Source organism: Chryseobacterium lineare (assembly GCF_977014045.1).
Window position 1 is genome coordinate 3,919,503 of sequence record NZ_CDRNIQ010000001.1, and the last position, 18,762, is coordinate 3,938,264.

Genomic DNA, 18,762 nt, shown 5'->3' on the forward strand with positions numbered 1-18,762 from the left:
GATTTTTTATAGTTTAGTTTTAATTTGTAAAGAAAATCGCCGCAGAAATTTCTGCGGCGATTTCGATTTTTACGTGTATATAATGTGTGTGAAGTGATTCTTATTGTGCAACGTCATTCGCTACCTGTTTAGCTTTTGAAGTAGGAATATAGATACTGAAACCTACGTTGAAACTAATTCTTGAAGTTAATCCTTCATTTCCGAAACCAGTTACTCCATTGTATTTTACTAGACCTTCAACACCGATGTTTGGAGTAATAAAATAAGAATATCCTGGACCAACTCCGAAGTCTAAACCTGTAGTAGAAATTCCGTTTTCAACATTAAATCCTCCAACTCCAACATTTCCTTCTAAGAAAAAACGGCCATGATTCAATAAATTATCAACCCCTTTTTCTCCAGGTGAAAGGAAATAACGTCCTAATGCGCCTACTCCGTAATCGAATTGTGTAGATTGTCCTGCTCCTGGTTTTGAGAAGCCTAAAGTTACATATCCCCCAACTGCAACATTATCTTCAATAAAATATGCAGCTCTTGGTTGAAGTTTGATATCATAACCAGCTCCTGTGTTTAAACCGAAATTACTAGAAAGTATGGTACTTCCAACCATCCAGTTTCCTTTTTGGATTTGAGCATTCATGGTTGTAGCTAAACCTGCTACTGCTAGTATTCCTGATAAAATTAGCTTTTTCATAATTTATTATTTTAATATTTAATGCGTTATCATTTGTGCTATCAGAAAAACAATAAATGTGCCAACTAATCAATGTTTAGTGAATTCGCTTGTGGTAAAGCCCGTCAGTAAAGACTTAAGGTTTGGCTTTCAGTACTTAATGAAAATGATATTTCATTAAATCATCAGTAATAATACTGATATCACAACTCCAGCTATGGTAAATATCATTCCTCGTTTAAAAGCTTTTGTTTTAGGGTTAAACATCCAGAAACTCGAGATCACAAAAAAGAACAATGAAATACCGAAAAATGTGTTTAAAGGTGATAGAGTGTCTTTTGATTGTGCCTTGTGAAGTTTTGTCATTTTGTCCAGCAGGAAAGGAAGTTCCTTTTTCGTGTATTTTGCCTGTCCTGTCGAAGAATCATATGTTCCCTGTTTGAATTTTAAAACAGTACCTTCTGTTTTTTCAATTTCCAGATTTTTTATTTTTAATTCTTTGCCTAGTGCTTTTTCATCAAGGTTTTTATTAATTACTTTATCATAATTTTTTTCTTTTTTAAGAAAACCGGTATCCCTGTAAACCAGCAAAACGCCGCTAACAGCATAAATCGCCATGATTCCCGCCAGAAAATATCCCAGATAGCGGTGGGTAATTCTCATAAAACTTCTTGTGTCCTTAATCTTATCCATATTTTAGTATTGTTTTTAAATTTCAAAAGTGGAAACTGCAAAAATGCAATTCCCACTTTAATTGAAGAAATTATTGTTAAACTTTTTTACAGCTTATAAGTCAATGTGAAATAATAGTTTCTCGGCGTAATCGGGTTTACCGAATAATTTTCGTGAACATTGTAGTTGACCACATCAAACAAATTTCCTACCTTTCCCTGAATCATGAATTTTTTCCATTCGTAGCCAACACTAATGTCTACATTTGTGAATCCATCAACATCGATCATTCTTGTAACCTGACTTTGATTCTTTGTATCATTCCAACCAGCTTTTCTATCACCTGTATAGAATATGGTTGCACCAAGTCTAAGTCCTTTTGCAAAACTTGTGAATGTGTAGAATGCTGATGCATTAGCCGTAACAGCGGGTGTTCTTACTAGTCTTTGGTTCTCTACATAACCAGAAACATCAGGAGTTTCAGTATAAACAGAATTATTATAAGAAACACCACCAATTAATGAAATGTTTGTAAGTGGGTTTCCTGTAATATCCAATTCTACACCACGGCTTCTTACTTTTCCTGCGAATTCTTTTAAGTTTGAATCGGAATTTTGAGTAATACCGTCAGCTTTAAATCTTGCAGTATTATAAGTATTATTATTAATAATTTGATAAGCAGTTAAGTTTACTGCAACTGCATTGTTGAAAAAGTTCTTTTTAACACCTACTTCAAATTGATCAACGGTAGAAGGTTTTAAGGCTTCAAAATTAACGGTTGTTCCTGTGTTTGGTACAAAAGAATTTGTATATGTTGCGAATACCGAAAGGTTATCGTTTGGATTATAAATCAAACCAACTTTTGGTGAAAATGCATGATCTTCAGTTTTTGCACTTGTAGCTGCAATAGGATTATTGGGTAAGAATACTTTATCGCTGGATTCTCCATTCGTTAAATATGAATAACGTACTCCAGCTAATAATTTTAATGACTTTGTTAATTCTGCTAAATCCTGAACATAAACTCCCATTCTTCTTGTCGGGATTCTCCTTCTGTAAGTTTTATCTGCAGTAGGCATTTGGGCGTAATTTGTCCATGTGGAAGGATCATTTAGAAGGAAATTTCCTAATGTAGTTGTGCTAAGCTTGAAAGTGTAAGAATCAGCTTGTCCGAAATCTCCGTCAGTTCCAATTAAGATTTTGTGATTTACATTTCCGATTTTAAATTCTCCATTCAAGTTCACTTGTAATGAAGTATAGTTTTGTTCGTTATAAGTTCTTCCTACAGGTCTTTTCCAACTTGCATTCATGTTTGGAGAAGTATAAGCCCACTGAACCCTCTCTGTAGAAAAATAATCTTTTGTATAATTTTGATAAGAAGCAACTGCATTTAATGCCCAATTGTTATTAAATTGATGGTTTAAAATAACATCAGTTGTTGCTTGTTGATTGGTCTGATATTGCCAGTCTGTCCCTAAGAATTGATTTCTTCCAATTTCTGTAGCTAACCTTGAAACTCCTGTTGTGTTATCCGTGACGCTTCCGATTCCGAAGTCCGGCGTGAAAGTATGATATAAATAATCTCCTTCTACGATTAGCTGAGTTTTTTCACTCAAATTAAAAACAAAAGAAGGATTAAAATAATTCTTTTTAGATTGTACTAAATCTCTGAAACTTTCAGCATATTCATAGGTTCCGTTTACTCTAAATGCAATATTTTTTGATAAAGGACCATAAATATCAACTGTTGGTTTATAAGAATTCCAGCTTCCTGCGCTGAAGCCTACAGCACCTCCAAATTGAAATTTTGGTTTTTTTGTAATTAAGTTTACGATTCCACCAGGACCCACGTTTCCGTATAACATTGCGTTTGCTCCTTTTAAAACTTCAACTCTTTCTAAACCTGTAACTTCTGGGAAAACCCCACTGTTTACTTTAGCTCCGTTTTTAAAGATATTGTCATTCCCGAAAGTAAAACCACGTCCTCCAAAACTATCTTGAGATCCTCCTCTTGCTGAAGTTAAATAAATACCGTTTACATTTCTGATAACATCGCTTAGCTGTTTTGCCTGCTGTTGCTCAATAATTTCATGAGTGACAATGGAAATTGGCTGAGGGGTTTCCATCATCGTAAGATTTGACTTAGTCGATAATGGTTTTGCCTTGTTGGGATTTCCCGTTTTATGAAGGTTAACGTCTTCAATCGTTTGGATTTTGACAGTGTCAGCTTCTATGTTTTTCATTTGCGCACCCAAGGAAATGGCTGTGAATAATAATCCTAAGGTTACTAGCTGTTTGTTCATGATAGCTTATGTTATTTAGAGTAGTTTTAAATAAGTGCAAATGTATATTATTATTTAGAATTAATAAAAATTAAAATGTGATATTTATCATCTAAAATTTTAAAAAATCATATTGCTGTTGTTTTTGGTTGAAATATTGCAGCTTTATGGATAAATTTGTTAAAAAAATAAGATTATGCAATTGGTAAAAACAGGACTTTGTGCATTCGGGATGAGTGGAAAAATATTTCATGCACCATTTTTAAAAGAACATCCGGGATTTTTTTTGTCTGCAATTGTTGAAAGGAATAAAGAAGAATCTAAAGAAAAATATTCTGATGCGACCATTTATCGTTCTGTAGAAGAAATGCTGCAAAACGCAGATATTGAATTGGTTGTAGTAAATACTCCTGTTCAGACTCATTTCGAGTACACAAAAATGGCTCTTGAGGCCGGAAAAAATGTTGTTGTAGAAAAACCTTTTACGGTAAACGTTTCCGAAGCGCAAGAGTTGGTACAGCTGGCGGAAGAAAAGGGTTTATTTTTAAGTGTTTACCAAAACAGAAGATTCGACCGGGATTACCTTCAGGTTCAGAAGATTATTAATGAAGGGCAATTAGGAAATATTAAGGAAGTTGAAATCCGTTTCGATAGATTCCGGACGGAAGCGAGCGGGAAAGCACATAAGGAAAACCCTGAAGCAACAGGTTCGGGATCGCTTCATGACTTAGGATCGCATCTTATAGATCAGACGACACAGTATTTCGGGCTTCCTGAAAAGTTATTTGCGGATGTATTTTCAATGAAAGGAAAGGAGTTTTCCAATGATTATTTTGAAATTATTTTATTTTATCAAAATGATTTGAGAGTAAGATTAAAATCTTCCGTATTTACAAAAGAAGCACATTATGCTTATGCTATTCATGGTGATAAAGGGAGTTTTTTGCAGGAAAGATCAGACGATCAGGAAAATGAATTGGTTTCCGGGGCAATTCCTGAATATGGCAAAGATTGGACATTACCTTTGCAGGAGCCTGATGGAATACTTAATTTTTTAAATGAAAATAAAGAAACCGAAAGAATTCTTACTTCCAGCGAATCCGGAAATTATATGAATTATTATCAGCAGATTTATGAATTCATCGTTTTCGGATATGCATTACCTTCTCCCGCCGGAGAAATTGTAAGGAATATGAAAATTATTGACGCCGCAGTGGAAAGTTCCGGAGAGGGAAGAGTGGTGTATTTGTAAAAAGTTTTAGTGTATTAAAGTTTGAGAGTCTTAGTGTATAAATACTTTTTACGCTAAAATTCTCAAACTCACCAACTCAATTAGCCTTCTCCTAAGATCTCCTGAAGTTCGAGCCATTTCATTTCGTGGTTTTCTAATTTTTCGGAAATGTTTTCAAGATCTGCAGACAGTTTTGAGATTTTTTCATAATCACTTTCATTATTCAGTTGATCCAGAATTTTTGCTCTTTGTTCCTCCAATTCAGGTATTTCTTTTTCAATGGTTTCCAGTTCTCTCTGCTCTTTAAATGAAAGTCTTTTCTTTTTTGATGTATTTTGATTGTTGATCGCTGTCGGAGTACTTTCTTTTACAGGCTCCTGTTTTTGTGCTGCCGATTTTCCTATAGAGCCTTCGCGGCTTTTTGCTTCTCTGTATTCCGAAAAGTTTCCGATAAAATCTTTAATTTTTCCATCACCTTCAAATGCCAGAATGTGGTCCACAATCCGGTCCATAAAATATCTGTCGTGGGAAACGATAATGAGCGAACCCTGAAACTGTTGCAGAAAGTTTTCAAGAACCGTAAGAGTTGGAAGATCCAGATCATTGGTAGGCTCATCAAAAATCAGGAAATTAGGATTTTGATATAAGATATACATCAGGTGCAATCTTCTTTTTTCGCCACCCGAAAGTTTGGAAATAGGAGAATATTGTGTCTGGTCATCAAATAAAAATAACCTTAAAAACTGTGATGCAGAAAGGCTTTTTCCATTGGCTAAAGGATAATATTCTGCGGCTTCCTTAATAAAATCAATGACCCTTTCATCTTCTTTATATTGTAATCCTTTTTGCGAAAAATATCCGAAATGAATGGTTTCTCCGGTTTCAATTTCGCCCTTGTCCGCCTTTTCAAATCCCTGGATAATATTTAATAACGTTGATTTTCCGGCACCGTTTTTTCCTACGATTCCCACTTTTTCACCACGTTGAAACTGGTAGCTGAAATCTTTCAGTAAAACTTTTTTGCCGAAACTTTTATCAATATTTTTAAGTTCAAGAACTTTGTTGCCTAGCCTTTTCATTTCAAAATCAAGTTCCAGTCCTTGTTTTCGGGTATCGGTTTTGGCTACTTTTTCAGTTTCAAAAAAAGCATCAATTCTGGATTTTGACTTGGTGGTTCTGGCCTTTGGCTGTCGGCGCATCCATTCCAGTTCTTTTCTGTAAAGGTTGTTAGCTTTATCTATCGTGGCATTCAGATTATCTTCACGAATCATTTTATTCTCAAGATAGGTTGCATAAGAACCGTTGTGAACATAGAGATTTTTATCTTCCATTTCCCAGATAATATCGCAGACGCTGTCGAGGAAATACCGGTCGTGGGTTACAAGAAGAAGCGTAATTTTTGCTTTGTTTAAATAATTTTCAAGCCATTCTACCATCTCTACATCAAGGTGATTGGTAGGCTCATCCATGATTAGTAATGTATGACGGTGTTCAGCTCTTGTTTCCGTTAAAAGTTTGGCCAAAGCCACACGTTTGATCTGCCCACCCGAAAGGGTTTTCATTTTAGCATCAAGGTCTGTGATTTTAAGCTGAGAAAGGATTTGTTTCATTTCGTTTTCCAGGTCCCAGGCTTTATGGGCTTCCATTCCGGCTAAAGCTTTTTCAATAAATTCATTATCAGTGGAATATAGTGACTTGTGATAATCCTTCAACGCCATAATAGGCGCAGAATCCAGTGTCATCATAAATTCGTCTATGGTAAGTTCCGGATTAAAATCTATTTCCTGATCAAACAAAACCACCTGAATATCTTTATTAATAACAACCGTTCCGCTGTCTGCGATTTCTTTTCCCATCAAAATTTTTAGCAGAGTGGATTTTCCGCTCCCGTTTTTGGCAACAATGGCAATTTTGTCGCCCTCATTTACATGGAAGGAAATGTTTTCGAACAAAACTTTAATGCCGTAAGATTTTGTGAGATTTTCTGCAGAAACGTAATTCATTAGGATTTGATACTTGGTTTATACTTTAAATATGCCGCAAAAGTACAAAAAATGTAATCATAATTTTTTTAGTAATAATTTAATGTTTTCGTGGTATTGGTATTTTAGTTTTATGAATAAAACGTTATTGTTTTTAAATTATTAATCATTTAATGGTGTAATATTTGATTTTATGTGAAATAATTTATATTTTTTTTGTGATTTATATATTTGTTTTAGATTTTTTATTAAATTCACTTTCTTAAACTTAAAATTTATAACTATGATGCAAATTAACTTTTGGGCTATTATGGTAGCCGCACTTATTCCACTGATTATGGGCTTTATATGGTATCATCCAAAGCTTTTTGGGACAATCTGGATGCAGGAATCCGGGTTATCTGAAGACAAAATGAAAGGACAGATGATCGGCGTCTTTGTTTTTTCGGTCATTTTATCTTTATTCATGGCTTTTTTTCTGCAGTTTGTTACGATTCATCAGTTTGGGGCACTGGGGATGATCGGGGGTGATGAAATGAATGCCAATGAATCGTATTATGCTTTTATGAAAGATTATGGTACAGCTTACCGGTCTTTTGGCCATGGGGCTTTGCATTCCTTCATGGCAAGTTTTCTGCTTGTTTTCCCGATTATCGCTATCAATGCTATGTTTGAAAGGAAATCATGGAAGTACACGATGATCAATACCGGATACTGGGCCATCACTATTACGATTATGGGCGGAATCATCTGCGGATGGTATGCCGGTGATAGTTTCCGTTGGGTGACACAAAAATAATTTCACAAAATTAAAGATAAGGCTACTTTTGCGTAGCCTTTTATATGTCATATTATTTAAAAATATACGAGACGGTTTCCGGTCTTCCGGAGAACTGGAATTCTGTTGTAGGAAATCACAATGTCATGCTTTCTGAAGAGTATTTTAATGTTCTTGAGGATTCGTCACCTTACAATATGAAATGTTTTTTCATGGGATTTTTTTTGGAAGATGAATTAATTGGCGGTGCATTATTTCAGTATCTGAATTTTAAGGATCACAGAATCTTTCGTAATAAAAAGGAGGGTTTTAAGATTAAAAATTTTATTGTGAAATGTTTTGTGAAGGACGTCATGATTCTGGGAAACAATATGCTGACCGGTCAGAACGGATTTTATTTTGATTTTTCAAGAATTACAGTGGAAAATGCTGTTGTCCTTTTAGAAAACGCTGCCAGAAAAATGCAGAATGAAATAAGTAAAACATCATTTGTTATCTTTAAAGATTATCAGTTGATCTTCGCGTCAGGTTTTCAAAATAAAAGCTATCGGAATTATTTCACATTTTCTGCGCAGCCGAATATGATGCTGAAAATTAGAGAAAACTGGAACAATTTTGAGGATTATACTAATGATTTAACAAAAAAATACAGAGCCAGGATACGATCTGCAAGAAATAAAATGGAAGGCATTGAAAAACGTGAGCTAAATTCTTCAGACATTCAGGCAAATCGTCTGGGTATATGGTACCTTTACCGAAATGTTGCTGAAAATGCGCCATTTAATACTTTTTTTCTTTCAGAAAATCATTTTGAAAAGATGAAGGAAAATTTAAAGGATAAATTTAAAGTGTACGGTTATTTTTCAGGAGAAAAGCTCATTGGCTTTTACACAATCATTTTAAATAATAAAGATATTTTTCCTTATTTTCTGGGATATGATGAAGATTACCAGAAGGAAAAGCAACTTTATCTGAATATGCTTGTTGACATGGTAGAATTTGCGATTAATGAAAAGAAATCAAAAATAATTTTCGGAAGAACAGCGCTGGAAATAAAATCTACCGTTGGCGCTGAGCCTGTTGAAATTTTCGGTTTGTTCAGGCATAATAATGTTTTCATTAATGCTGTCATGAAAAATATAGTACCTTCTTTTACGCCCAAAACGGATTGGATTCAGAGAAAACCTTTTAAATAAAAGTTTAAAATTCTAAATAGTCAATCAATCCAAAGTCAGTCTCTTCAGCGACCATGAATTTCCGTTGTAGATATCAAGGTCTACTTTGGCATTGATGCCGTGAACGATACCGTTTTCTGTAAACTGCCAGAAATTCCAGTTAGTGTCGGGTGAAGGAGCGGGAACGTCGTTGTAATTGGCCAGCCAAAGCGGGTAATCATCAAATTCACCTTTCAGGAAATCTTTGTAGTAATGATAATAAGTGTAGATAATGGGTTTTTCACCATACGTTTCTTCTACAATTTTACACCAGATTTTCAGATCTTCAACCAGCTTTTTACTTGTTTTGCGTCTCGGAATTTTTTCAATATCAAGAATGGGAGGAAGGTCTCCACTTTCCAGTTTTACATTTTCAAGAAAATTATTGGCCTGCATTATAGGATCTTCATCTGCTCTGTAGAAATGATAGGCACCGCGGATGAGCTTATGCTTTTTTGCTATTTCCCAAAAATCATCAAAGTGTTTGTCGGCATTTCGGTTTCCCATCGTTGCGCGCATGACTACAAATTCCAATGGAATGGTTTTATTTCCGATGCTCAGACTGTCCCATTTGATATCTTCTTTATTCTGATAGTGTGAAATGTCAAAACCATATGTTTTATCCAGATTATCAGATATGATTTTCTGAATTCTTAAGGTTTCAATTTCTGTATTATGAAGCTTTTTGTGTACGAATTTGTTAAAGTACAACGCGTAATAATAGCTGACAGTTTGTTTTAAATAGAAGCCGGTTCCTATAAGCGCAATGAAAAGAATGGCCAAGACGATCTTGCGACGGAAAAAATAGTTCTTCCTTCGGTTTTGATGAATCTTTTTGGCGGTTTTTTTGCTGTACTTTTTGGGTGGCATAAAGTTTTGCAAAACTAACTTTTTTCGCTGCTAAATGCTAAAATAAAATCAGTAAATTTGTGTACTATGGAAACACGCGAAAAGATCATCATCATAGGAGGAGGTTTTGCGGGGCTGCAACTTGCGAAAACATTAAATAACAAAAACAAAAAGGTAATTGTTTTAGACAGGGTAAACCATCATATGTTTCAGCCTCTTTTTTATCAGGTAGCGTGTGGAAGGATCGAGCCTTCCAATATTTCTTTTCCATTCAGAAAAATCTTTCAGCGTTCCAGGAATACACAGTTCAGACTTACGGAAGTTAAAGAAATTGATACTGCCAATAATAAAGTCATTACTGATGAAGCGGAATTTAGCTATGATAAACTGGTTATCGCCACCGGCTGTAAAACCAATTTTTTCGGTAACAAAGATCTTGAAGGCAAAGCTTTCGGAATGAAAAATACACAGGAAGCGATCGGTATCAGAAATCATGTGTTGATGACCTTCGAAAAGCTGATTCTGGAAAAGAGCCGCAGTGACGATGGAAACTGGAATATCGTAATTGTAGGAAGCGGTCCCACAGGGGTAGAGCTGGCTGGTGCTTTTGCCGAAATGAAAAAAGAAATTCTCCCAAGGGATTATCCTTACATGAATTTTAATCATCTTCAGATCATATTGGTGAGCTCCACGGAAAAACCGCTCGCTGTGATGAGTCCCGAAGCGCAGAATAAATCTGAGGAATATCTTAAAGATCTTGGTGTAACATTTCTAAGCCAGGAATATGTCACAGACTACGATGGCGATAAGGTTTACATGAAAAGCGGAAAAACAATTCCTTCCAATAATGTAATATGGGCTGCAGGAGTTACCGGAAATGTTGTGGGTGGCTTTCCGCAGGAAAAATTAATCAGAAACAGATATATAACCGACAGGTACAACAAGATAAAGGGCTACGACAATATATTCGCCATAGGAGATATTGCCTATATGGAAACTCCAAAGTATCCGCAAGGTCATCCGCAGGTAGCAAACGTAGCGATTAATCAGGCGAAAAATTTAGGTAAAAACCTTTTAAAGAAAAATAACGCCGACTGGGAAGAATTTGAATATATTGATAAAGGTTCTCTTGCAACTATCGGAAAACACAGAGCTGTTGTTGATTTACCTTTTATTAAATTTCAGGGATTTCTGGCCTGGTATTTCTGGATGTTTTTACATTTAATGTTAATTTTGAGCGTCAGAAACAAGCTTGCCGTATTCTTCAACTGGATGTGGAGCTATTTCAATAAAGACTCTTCTTTACGATTAATAATTTCGCCAAATAAGAAAAACGAAACTTTACAATGAGAATTGATATCATAAGCGTGCTTCCGGAACTTATGGAAAGCCCCTTCAAAACTTCTATTTTAAAAAGAGCTGTGGATAAAGGGCTAGCGGAAGTACATTTCCACCATCTGAGAGACTGGGCGATAAACAAACACCGACAGATCGATGACGAGCCATACGGTGGCGGTGCTGGTATGGTAATGATGGTAGAACCCTTAGATAAATGTATTTCCGACTTAAAAGCACAGAGGGAATATGATGAAATTATTTATCTTACACCAGATGGAGTGACTTTAAACCAGAAAATAGCCAATACGCTTTCTATTAAAGAAAACCTTATTTTCTTATGTGGCCATTACAAAGGTATTGATCAGCGAGTGCGGGATCTTCATATTACTAAGGAAATTTCAATAGGGGATTATGTGCTTACAGGTGGAGAGCTTGCTGCTTGTGTTCTTGCAGATTCCGTTATCCGCCTACTTCCCGGTGTTTTAAATGATGAGCAAAGTGCGCTGACAGATAGTTTTCAGGATGATCTTCTTTCTCCTCCTATCTATACGAGGCCGGAAGTTTATAAAGGACTCGAAGTTCCAAAAATTCTTCTGAGCGGAAATTTTGCCAAGATCGAAGAATGGCGACATGACGAAGCTGTAAGAATTACGAAAGAAAAACGACCGGATTTACTTTAAAAATCAAAAAATCAAGAATTAATTATTATTTAAAGATTTTAAAATATCTGATTCTGGATAATAATTATTAAAATCGGCTTTATGGTTAAAAATATTAATATTTTGTACTAATTATTAGTATTTTATTCTATAAAACGCTATTTTTATATATTAAATTATTGTAATTATTTCGAAAGAGAATGTTTTGATGTGAAAATATTTAATTTTTTATCAATATTTAATTAAAAATTTTCCTGTAATTCTATTTATTTAAATATGAAATTAATATGAAAATTTTACGAAATAATTAATAATTTATTAAATAAAATAATAAATTTACATCCTGAAGATTAAAATGGAAGTTTTAAGAATTAGAAAAGCATGCTGATGGAGTTGCTGAGTTTTTATAATGTCGAAAATTTATTTTTGCCCGATCCTCAACCAAGACACAAACTGGATCCTACTCGTTCAGGACTAAGGAACTGGGATGAACGAAAATATAAAAACAAACTCTTTAAAATAGCCCATGTTTTTCAGCTGATGCAGGAAAAAAGCGGAATGCTTCCCTTTATTATTGGTCTTTCGGAAGTTTCCGGCAGGAAAGTTCTTGAAGATCTGGTGCAGCTGCCGCCGTTCAATTCAGAATATGGTATTGTGCATTACAATTCCATGGACGAAAGGAAAGTAGATGTAGCCATGCTGTATGATAAAAAAAAAGTTGAGGTATTGGATTCAGAAGCCATTACATTCTTCTTTGAAATTGAAAATAAAAACACAGAATATTACGACACAACAAGAGATGTACTCTATTCAAAACTGAAGTATGAAAATGAAATTATTCATGTCTTTATCGCTCATCTTCCCTCTAAGCGCGAAAAAGATGTCAATAAACCCAAAAGAATTTTTATACTCAATGAAATCCAGAGACGGATTCTGGATCTAGTAAATGGTGGCGGAAATGTAATTTTGTGTGGTGATTTTAATGAAAACCCAGATGATGAAAATTTAGAAAAAATTCTCTATGACAATTCGCATGAGAAGGTATTGGAAAACCCTTTTCGGCAATTGTTTTCTACAGGAAATTACTCTACTTTTCATTACGAATCAGGGCTGTTATTTGATCAGATCATATTGTCGGAATCTTTCTTTAAAGAAGATAATATGCTTTCTTTTCGGAGTGCTGAAGTATTCAGGTCCGAAAAAATCAGCAGCCGTGATAAAAGATTTGAGGGAAGACCGTTCCGTACCTATTCCGGAACACGGTATCTTGGCGGTTACAGTGATCATTTTCCGGTTTTTGTAACGCTTGGTAAAGTATAAAACAAATGTGAAAACATAAATAAAGTAGAGAATGAAAAATTCAGACAACACAAGTTATCAATTGGATTCAATCGACAAGGAGATTATTTATATGCTGATGGATAACTCCAAAACGTCTTTGTCCCATATTTCCAAAGGAGTGGGGATCTCAACAACTGCAGTGCATCAGAGAATAAAAAAACTTGAGCAGGCAGGAGTTATTGAAAATTCAATTTCGTTTCTTAATCCTAAAAAAATAGGATATAAAGTCATTTCTTACATAGGAGTATTTCTCGACAAACCAAGTCATTATCCTGATATGGTAAAAGCGCTTAAAGAGATTAACGAAGTAGTTGAAGCACATTACACAACAGGCAATTATACCATTTTCCTGAAAGTACTCTGTAAAGATAATGATCACCTGATGCAGATTCTGAGCAAACTTCAGAAGCTGAAAGGCGTAACAAGAACAGAAACTTTCATATCTTTGGAACAAGGTATTTACAGACAACTGAAAGTATAAACAACATGAACATTGCCCAATATTTGGATTCAACGTATCTGAAAACTCCGGAGCAAGCCGGGATATCTTACGAAGGAACTTTACAGAAAGACAGAGACCTCGCGCAGGAAGCGATAGATAACGGAATTTTTGCCGTCATGATTCGTCCGGATTATGTTTCTGAAATCAAAAAGTATATTAATGAAAGGAATTCGGATGTTGTAGTCGGCACCGTAATCGGTTTCCATGAAGGTACATATTCCACAGAAGAAAAAATTGCTGAAGCGGAAAAAGCGATTGCTGACGGTGCTGATGAACTGGATTTTGTGATTAATTATAATGCTTATCTGCAGGGAGATTTAGATCTTGTAAAAGATGAGTTCATAAAATGTACCCAATTGTGCATAAAGCATCATAAAATTGCAAAATGGATTATTGAAATTGCAGCATTAAATGATAATCAGATTGCGGATCTCACAAAAAATATTTCAAATTGGGCAAAAGAAAGTTTCTCCGAAAACGACTGGTCTAAAATTTTTATAAAATCCTCAACCGGTTTTTTTGAAACTAAAGATGGAAAACCAAACGGCGCTACATTTGAAGGCATAAAAATTATGCTTGACCATGCCGGAGGTCTTCCCGTGAAAGCGGCAGGTGGCGTGCGAACTCCCGAAGATGCCGAAAAGATGATTAGCCTGGGTGTAAAAAGAATTGGAACTTCTTCCGCGCTGGCTCTGATAAAGAATCAGTCATTAGAAGAAGGATATTAACAATACAAAAAACCATCAGTACTAATCTGATGGTTTTTGTTTTTTTAAGCTTGTTGTGAAGCTAAATATTCTGAGTAAAATTCTTTTGTTTCCTGTATCAATACATTCATTTCTTCTAAAGTGAAAACTTCTAAGAATTTTTTTCTAAAATCTTTAAAATGAGGAACACCACGGAAATAGTTGCTGTAGTGCTGCCTCATTTCAATCAACCCTAATTTTTCACCCTTCCATTCTGCGCTCCACTCTGCATGCTGACGAACAGCTAATAATCTGTCTTCAATGGTTGGTGCCGATAAATGCTCTCCGGTTGTAAAGAAATGCTTGATTTCATTGAAAATCCATGGATAGCCAATCGCTGCTCTTCCGATCATAATTCCGTCGCAGGCATACTTTTGTTTGTACTCAAGCGCTTTTTCCGGTGAATCGATGTCGCCGTTTCCGAAGATTGGAATTTCTATATTTGGATTTTGTTTAATTCTTGAAATATGCTCCCAGTCTGCTTCGCCTTTGTACATCTGCGCACGGGTTCTGGCATGAATAGTCAGTGCTTTAATACCTGTTTCCTGAAGACGTTCTGCGACTTCGTCAATATTAATGGAAGTGCTGTCCCAGCCCAAACGGGTTTTAACGGTTACCGGCAAACTGGTTGAACTTACAACAGCTTTCGTTAAACGAACCATTAAATCAATATCCTTTAAAACGCCAGCACCAGCGCCTTTGCATACTACTTTTTTCACGGGACATCCAAAATTAATGTCCACAAGATCAGGATTTACAGTCTCCACAATCCTGGCTGACATGGCCATTGCTTCTTCATCTCCACCAAAGATCTGAATTCCTACAGGTCTTTCGTAATCAAAAATGTCCAGTTTTTTTCTGCTTTTTATTGCATCACGAATTAACCCTTCTGAAGAGATAAATTCAGAATACATCAAATCTGCACCATGCATTTTGCACAGCCTTCTGAAAGGCGGGTCACTTACATCCTCCATCGGTGCCAGTAAAAGCGGAAATTCCGGCAGTTCTATGTTGCCAATTTTTATCATGGCGCAAATTTACGAAATTCCAGCCACTTGAAAATTTGATAATATCTATGAGTTTAAATGATGATAAAGCATAAAAAAGACGCATTTATCCTCAAACTCAGAAACTCGCCTTCACTTGCATGCTTCCGATATGGATCGTTCTGTCTCCTGAGTTTCTGCCTTCATAGTTTAAGTTTAATTGAAGGAAAGAATTAATCGCCTGCTGAATAAATACACTCCAAACCTGGTTTTTCCCGGGTTTCAGGCCGTCCAGCATCTGGTTTCCTACGATACTGAAATTATTTCCTGTAAAATTATTATTGATAAACGAAAAGTTTCCTCTGATAGAAGTTTTTCTGCGTTCCCACTGGATGGTTCCTGTAATATCAAAAGCTTTCAGGAGTTCTTCACCATCTACTCTGTCTTTTTGACGGAAGGCGGAAGAAAGCTCAGCCTGGATGGCATCTGTGAATTTATATGTTGCTTTTGGTTTTGTTTCAAAATTATTAAGACGGTAATCTCTTGTGGCGAATAATTGCGAAGAGTTTTGGATATCATGGACGGAATTTTCCCAGTCGATCCTGAATTCTTTATTAAACCAATATCCGATATTTAAAAAATGTGAAACCTGTTCCCGCTCTTCATTGCTGAAATTGGCATTGATGAGGTTGTCATTGGAAATAAACCGATAGTTTCCGTTCCAGCCGGATTTTTCGGTCGGGCTGAATTGTACTGATGCCAGAATATTCTGGTTTTTCAGAATCTGATCGTCATTCTTTTCAAAAGGATTAATGACTAAAACTTTATCTTTTTTATAAAACGAATTCTGAGAATTTAATGAAATATTAAAATTCCATCGCTTCAGAAATTTATTTTCAGAATTGAATACAATAGACGGATTTACAAATAAAGCCAGCTGAATTTTATTTTTATTGGAAGGAATATATCTTACAGAATTGGTGTAAATCCTGATATATTGTGCAAGATCAGAATACTCTGCGATTTCAAATTCATCAAGCTGTTGGATGCCGTCACCGTTGTAATCGGTCCATTTATAAATCCCCTGTCCGTCGGTTACCTTAATATATTGAAATTCCCGCTGTGCTTCCTGTCCGTTTCCAAGCTCATAAAAAGCCTGAAGACGCATTCCGTTTCTGAAAAGCTGCTGATTGTAAAGGATATTCCCCACTACAAAGTCATTGTTTCTGGAAGCATCAACATCCTGATTCTGATAAAAGAACTTACGGTAATGAAGAAGGGCGTTCAGCGTAGTTTTTTCCGTTTTGATGATCTGGCTTTCCGCCATAAAACCTAAAATATTGTTCATGCTCTGAAGCCTGTTGTCACGCACAGAGTCATTGTCACGCATATAGACTTTTGTCAGTAACTTTGTTCTTGTACTGTCCCCGATTTTTTTCTGGACAAAAATTTCTCTCCAGCTGAAACTCGTGACATCCATGAGTTGCGTGTCGTTGTATTTTTTCTCGTTATGCTCCATACTTCCGCCGACAGCCCAGCTTCCTTTTTTGCCGGTATATTCTGTTGAAGCACCACCTCTGATGAATTTTGTATCCTGAAGAAGAGCATTTGTATTAAGGTAAGAAAAATTTCCTTTGGTAAAGAATTTCCCGCTGATCCATCCGAAATCAAGATCATTTTTAATGCCTTTATAAGAATCCTGTTCGTCGAGATAATTGATCCTGTAATTTAAAGTTGATTTATTATTCCATTTATTTAAAAAACTGAAAATAAATCTGTTCTGAGTTCTTCCGCTGAACTCCTGGGCGAGGTTGAAATCTCTGGAGAATTCTACATCGTTGATCCTGTCTAAAATATGAAACTGCCTGTCGATGTACTGATATTCAAAGTTGGGCGTTCCTTTCCAGTTATTTTTGGTGAAGGTTTTATTTCCGAAAACCCTCCATGCATATCCGATATTCTGATCAGAATCTTTTGATGAAAAGAGGTTGACATCATAGTTGCTTAAAGAAATATCTGCACCGATTTTTCCGTCTTTTAAAAGATATTCGGAATTCAGTGAATAAACCTGCGATTTTTCCGGTGAAGGAAGTTTTCTTACGGCCCGGTAGTCTCCCATATTTGGGCCTACATATTCAAAAACACGACCGTTATTCGTGGTCTGTGTAATTTTATAATCTCCGAGATTTGCCCCAAAATAGGTAAAGGAAACAGTGTACAAAGTTTGTGTGGCATCTGTGGAAAACTGATAATAATTCCCGCCCGGATCCTGCACCAGTCGATAAAGGATTTTATTGACATCATATTCTTCAACAACGCCGGAAGGTGCATACATGAGATTTGGGTTGTTTCCTGCATCTGCTAGAATTTGCTGATCTTCAGGTGAAAGATTTAAAGCAAGCGGAGCATTTTTATTATCATTTTCCATAAACCAATTGAGTCCGAGTTTCAATTTTTCTCTTTTATGCTCAACTTTTCCGGTGAATAAGTATCTTGAATAATTCCTGTTGGTATAATTGTAGGAAATGGTAATAAAGTTCTGCTGGAAAATAGGCCTGAAACTGGTAAAGGTGACCTCGCCTGTATTGTAATTGATAATATAATCCTGGTTTTCCCCACGTTTCATCAAGATTCCATCTATAAAAACCTGTTCTGACCCGGAAATCAGAGTGATAAACTGTTCACCGTTTTTTCCTGTCAGGCGGTAAGGTCCCTGATTTCCTTCAACTCCCTGAAAACGAATTCTGTGAAATTCGCTTCGTGCAACTCCCATCGATACATCAACAAATGTTTTGTTTTCTTTCCCGAATTCAGTCTGGAATTCAAGTCCCATACTTCGTCTCTGGTATTTTGCGAAATAATTCTTGGCTTCCACAAGATCCAGATGCCCTGCTCTCAGGATAGATTTATCCTTGATATTAAGCTGCATGTAAATCTTATCAAATTCTTCCAGGGTCTGTGTGTAGCCGTCTGCCTGAATTGGCAGATTATGATCTGAAATGCTGGCAAGTATCGTGACATCTTTAGAAAGTCTGCCCGAAATCTGCAGATCCATGGAACTCTGTACAGATTGCCCCTGATTATTACCAAATGTAATTCCTCGGATAATGGAACCTTTAGAATTCAGTTCTCCTAAAAAACGTTTTTTATCATTTCTTGCCAGAACGGCTTCGTCAACAATAATTCTGTTACTGGTTTTTACAAAATCCATGGTGTCTTTTGCAAAAATATCCTGCTCAAATCTCGCGGCTAATATACTGTCTTGCTTAATACTGTCGCTTCTGATGCTGTCGTTGGGAAGGTTCGGGTTTTTCCACGTGAATATCTGAGCATTTCCCGAGAATATGCCCATTAAAAATAACATGAATATCAGAATATAATTCCGCAAGCCTTTAAAAATAATTCGTAAAAATACTTAAAAATTGTTTATATGAAGAGATTTAGTGCTATTAACGAAAAATTAATCTTTTTATCATCAAATGTTGAAAAATCTAAGTAAATTTGTCGGG

15 protein-coding genes are annotated in these 18,762 nt (G+C 35.8%); 8 read left to right on the forward strand and 7 right to left on the reverse strand.

Features of this window, described 5'->3' with window-relative positions; translation table 11 throughout:
• Positions 1–100: 100 nt before the first annotated feature.
• The 3 genes from ACWNCI_RS17600 to ACWNCI_RS17610 all read right to left on the reverse strand — a co-directional run bounded on the left by ACWNCI_RS17600 (position 101) and on the right by ACWNCI_RS17610 (position 3,648).
• A complete protein-coding gene (locus ACWNCI_RS17600) occupies positions 101–694 on the reverse strand; it encodes a hypothetical protein (protein ID WP_449389277.1) in 594 nt (197 codons plus the stop codon).
• 156 nt (positions 695–850) lie between these two features.
• Complete coding sequence (locus ACWNCI_RS17605) at positions 851–1,366, reverse strand: hypothetical protein (RefSeq protein WP_449389278.1); 516 nt, start codon at positions 1,364–1,366, stop codon at positions 851–853.
• A gap of 86 nt (positions 1,367–1,452) precedes the next feature.
• Entirely contained in the window at positions 1,453–3,648 is a 2,196-nt protein-coding gene (locus ACWNCI_RS17610; RefSeq protein ID WP_449389279.1) for a TonB-dependent siderophore receptor, read from the reverse strand.
• A gap of 175 nt (positions 3,649–3,823) precedes the next feature.
• On the opposite strand from ACWNCI_RS17610, the gene ACWNCI_RS17615 reads away from it, so the two are divergent.
• Entirely contained in the window at positions 3,824–4,879 is a 1,056-nt protein-coding gene (locus tag ACWNCI_RS17615) for a Gfo/Idh/MocA family oxidoreductase (RefSeq protein WP_449389280.1), read from the forward strand.
• 80 nt (positions 4,880–4,959) lie between these two features.
• Here ACWNCI_RS17615 and ACWNCI_RS17620 read toward each other — a convergent pair whose 3' ends face one another.
• The gene (locus tag ACWNCI_RS17620) at positions 4,960–6,861 is read right to left on the reverse strand and encodes an ABC-F family ATP-binding cassette domain-containing protein (protein WP_449389281.1); all 1,902 of its coding nucleotides are present in this window, start codon (positions 6,859–6,861) and stop codon (positions 4,960–4,962) included.
• Positions 6,862–7,123: 262 nt separating this feature from the next.
• Here ACWNCI_RS17620 and ACWNCI_RS17625 point away from each other — a divergent pair, with 262 nt between their 5' ends.
• The gene (locus ACWNCI_RS17625; RefSeq protein ID WP_346986521.1) at positions 7,124–7,639 is read left to right on the forward strand and encodes a DUF1761 domain-containing protein; all 516 of its coding nucleotides are present in this window, start codon (positions 7,124–7,126) and stop codon (positions 7,637–7,639) included.
• 44 nt (positions 7,640–7,683) lie between these two features.
• Complete coding sequence (locus ACWNCI_RS17630) at positions 7,684–8,814, forward strand: peptidogalycan biosysnthesis protein (protein ID WP_449389282.1); 1,131 nt, start codon at positions 7,684–7,686, stop codon at positions 8,812–8,814.
• A gap of 24 nt (positions 8,815–8,838) precedes the next feature.
• On the opposite strand, the gene ACWNCI_RS17635 is transcribed toward ACWNCI_RS17630, so the two are convergent.
• Entirely contained in the window at positions 8,839–9,702 is an 864-nt protein-coding gene (locus tag ACWNCI_RS17635) for a glycoside hydrolase family 25 protein (RefSeq protein WP_449389283.1), read from the reverse strand.
• 66 nt (positions 9,703–9,768) lie between these two features.
• On the opposite strand from ACWNCI_RS17635, the gene ACWNCI_RS17640 reads away from it, so the two are divergent.
• The 5 genes from ACWNCI_RS17640 (at position 9,769) to deoC (ending at position 14,249) form a co-directional block, all read left to right on the forward strand.
• Positions 9,769–11,031, forward strand: coding sequence for an NAD(P)/FAD-dependent oxidoreductase (locus ACWNCI_RS17640; RefSeq protein WP_449389284.1), 1,263 nt, complete (start codon positions 9,769–9,771; stop codon positions 11,029–11,031).
• Positions 11,028–11,699 (forward strand): tRNA (guanosine(37)-N1)-methyltransferase TrmD, encoded by a 672-nt coding sequence (gene trmD, locus ACWNCI_RS17645; RefSeq protein WP_449389285.1) that lies wholly within the window; start codon positions 11,028–11,030, stop codon positions 11,697–11,699. Before ACWNCI_RS17640 ends, trmD begins: the two co-directional genes overlap by 4 nt.
• Positions 11,700–12,065: 366 nt before the next feature.
• Positions 12,066–12,998: an endonuclease/exonuclease/phosphatase family protein gene (locus tag ACWNCI_RS17650; protein WP_449389286.1), complete on the forward strand. Its 933-nt coding sequence runs from the start codon at positions 12,066–12,068 to the stop codon at positions 12,996–12,998.
• A gap of 31 nt (positions 12,999–13,029) precedes the next feature.
• Positions 13,030–13,500, forward strand: coding sequence for an Lrp/AsnC family transcriptional regulator (locus ACWNCI_RS17655; RefSeq protein WP_042720690.1), 471 nt, complete (start codon positions 13,030–13,032; stop codon positions 13,498–13,500).
• A 5-nt stretch (positions 13,501–13,505) separates the two neighbouring features.
• Positions 13,506–14,249: a deoxyribose-phosphate aldolase gene (gene deoC, locus ACWNCI_RS17660; protein WP_449389287.1), complete on the forward strand. Its 744-nt coding sequence runs from the start codon at positions 13,506–13,508 to the stop codon at positions 14,247–14,249.
• A gap of 44 nt (positions 14,250–14,293) precedes the next feature.
• On the opposite strand, the gene dusB is transcribed toward deoC, so the two are convergent.
• Positions 14,294–15,295: a tRNA dihydrouridine synthase DusB gene (dusB, locus tag ACWNCI_RS17665; RefSeq protein WP_449389288.1), complete on the reverse strand. Its 1,002-nt coding sequence runs from the start codon at positions 15,293–15,295 to the stop codon at positions 14,294–14,296.
• Between the two features lie 97 nt (positions 15,296–15,392).
• On the reverse strand, positions 15,393–18,617 hold the full coding sequence (locus ACWNCI_RS17670) for a hypothetical protein (protein WP_449389289.1): 3,225 nt from the start codon (positions 18,615–18,617) through the stop codon (positions 15,393–15,395).
• Positions 18,618–18,762 lie beyond the last annotated feature (145 nt).

What these genes read in the sequence shown, in the direction of transcription:
- ACWNCI_RS17610 (WP_449389279.1), bottom strand. Translation starts at nt 3,648, where the DNA reads ATGAACAAACAGCTAGTAACCTTAGGATTATTATTCACAGCCATTTCC.
- deoC (WP_449389287.1), top strand. Translation starts at nt 13,506, where the DNA reads ATGAACATTGCCCAATATTTGGATTCAACGTATCTGAAAACTCCGGAG.
- ACWNCI_RS17625 (WP_346986521.1), top strand. Translation starts at nt 7,124, where the DNA reads ATGATGCAAATTAACTTTTGGGCTATTATGGTAGCCGCACTTATTCCA.
- ACWNCI_RS17635 (WP_449389283.1), bottom strand. Translation starts at nt 9,702, where the DNA reads ATGCCACCCAAAAAGTACAGCAAAAAAACCGCCAAAAAGATTCATCAA.
- ACWNCI_RS17630 (WP_449389282.1), top strand. Translation starts at nt 7,684, where the DNA reads ATGTCATATTATTTAAAAATATACGAGACGGTTTCCGGTCTTCCGGAG.
- ACWNCI_RS17640 (WP_449389284.1), top strand. Translation starts at nt 9,769, where the DNA reads ATGGAAACACGCGAAAAGATCATCATCATAGGAGGAGGTTTTGCGGGG.
- ACWNCI_RS17615 (WP_449389280.1), top strand. Translation starts at nt 3,824, where the DNA reads ATGCAATTGGTAAAAACAGGACTTTGTGCATTCGGGATGAGTGGAAAA.
- ACWNCI_RS17650 (WP_449389286.1), top strand. Translation starts at nt 12,066, where the DNA reads ATGGAGTTGCTGAGTTTTTATAATGTCGAAAATTTATTTTTGCCCGAT.
- ACWNCI_RS17605 (WP_449389278.1), bottom strand. Translation starts at nt 1,366, where the DNA reads ATGGATAAGATTAAGGACACAAGAAGTTTTATGAGAATTACCCACCGC.
- ACWNCI_RS17600 (WP_449389277.1), bottom strand. Translation starts at nt 694, where the DNA reads ATGAAAAAGCTAATTTTATCAGGAATACTAGCAGTAGCAGGTTTAGCT.
- trmD (WP_449389285.1), top strand. Translation starts at nt 11,028, where the DNA reads ATGAGAATTGATATCATAAGCGTGCTTCCGGAACTTATGGAAAGCCCC.
- ACWNCI_RS17670 (WP_449389289.1), bottom strand. Translation starts at nt 18,617, where the DNA reads ATGTTATTTTTAATGGGCATATTCTCGGGAAATGCTCAGATATTCACG.
- ACWNCI_RS17655 (WP_042720690.1), top strand. Translation starts at nt 13,030, where the DNA reads ATGAAAAATTCAGACAACACAAGTTATCAATTGGATTCAATCGACAAG.
- ACWNCI_RS17620 (WP_449389281.1), bottom strand. Translation starts at nt 6,861, where the DNA reads ATGAATTACGTTTCTGCAGAAAATCTCACAAAATCTTACGGCATTAAA.
- dusB (WP_449389288.1), bottom strand. Translation starts at nt 15,295, where the DNA reads ATGATAAAAATTGGCAACATAGAACTGCCGGAATTTCCGCTTTTACTG.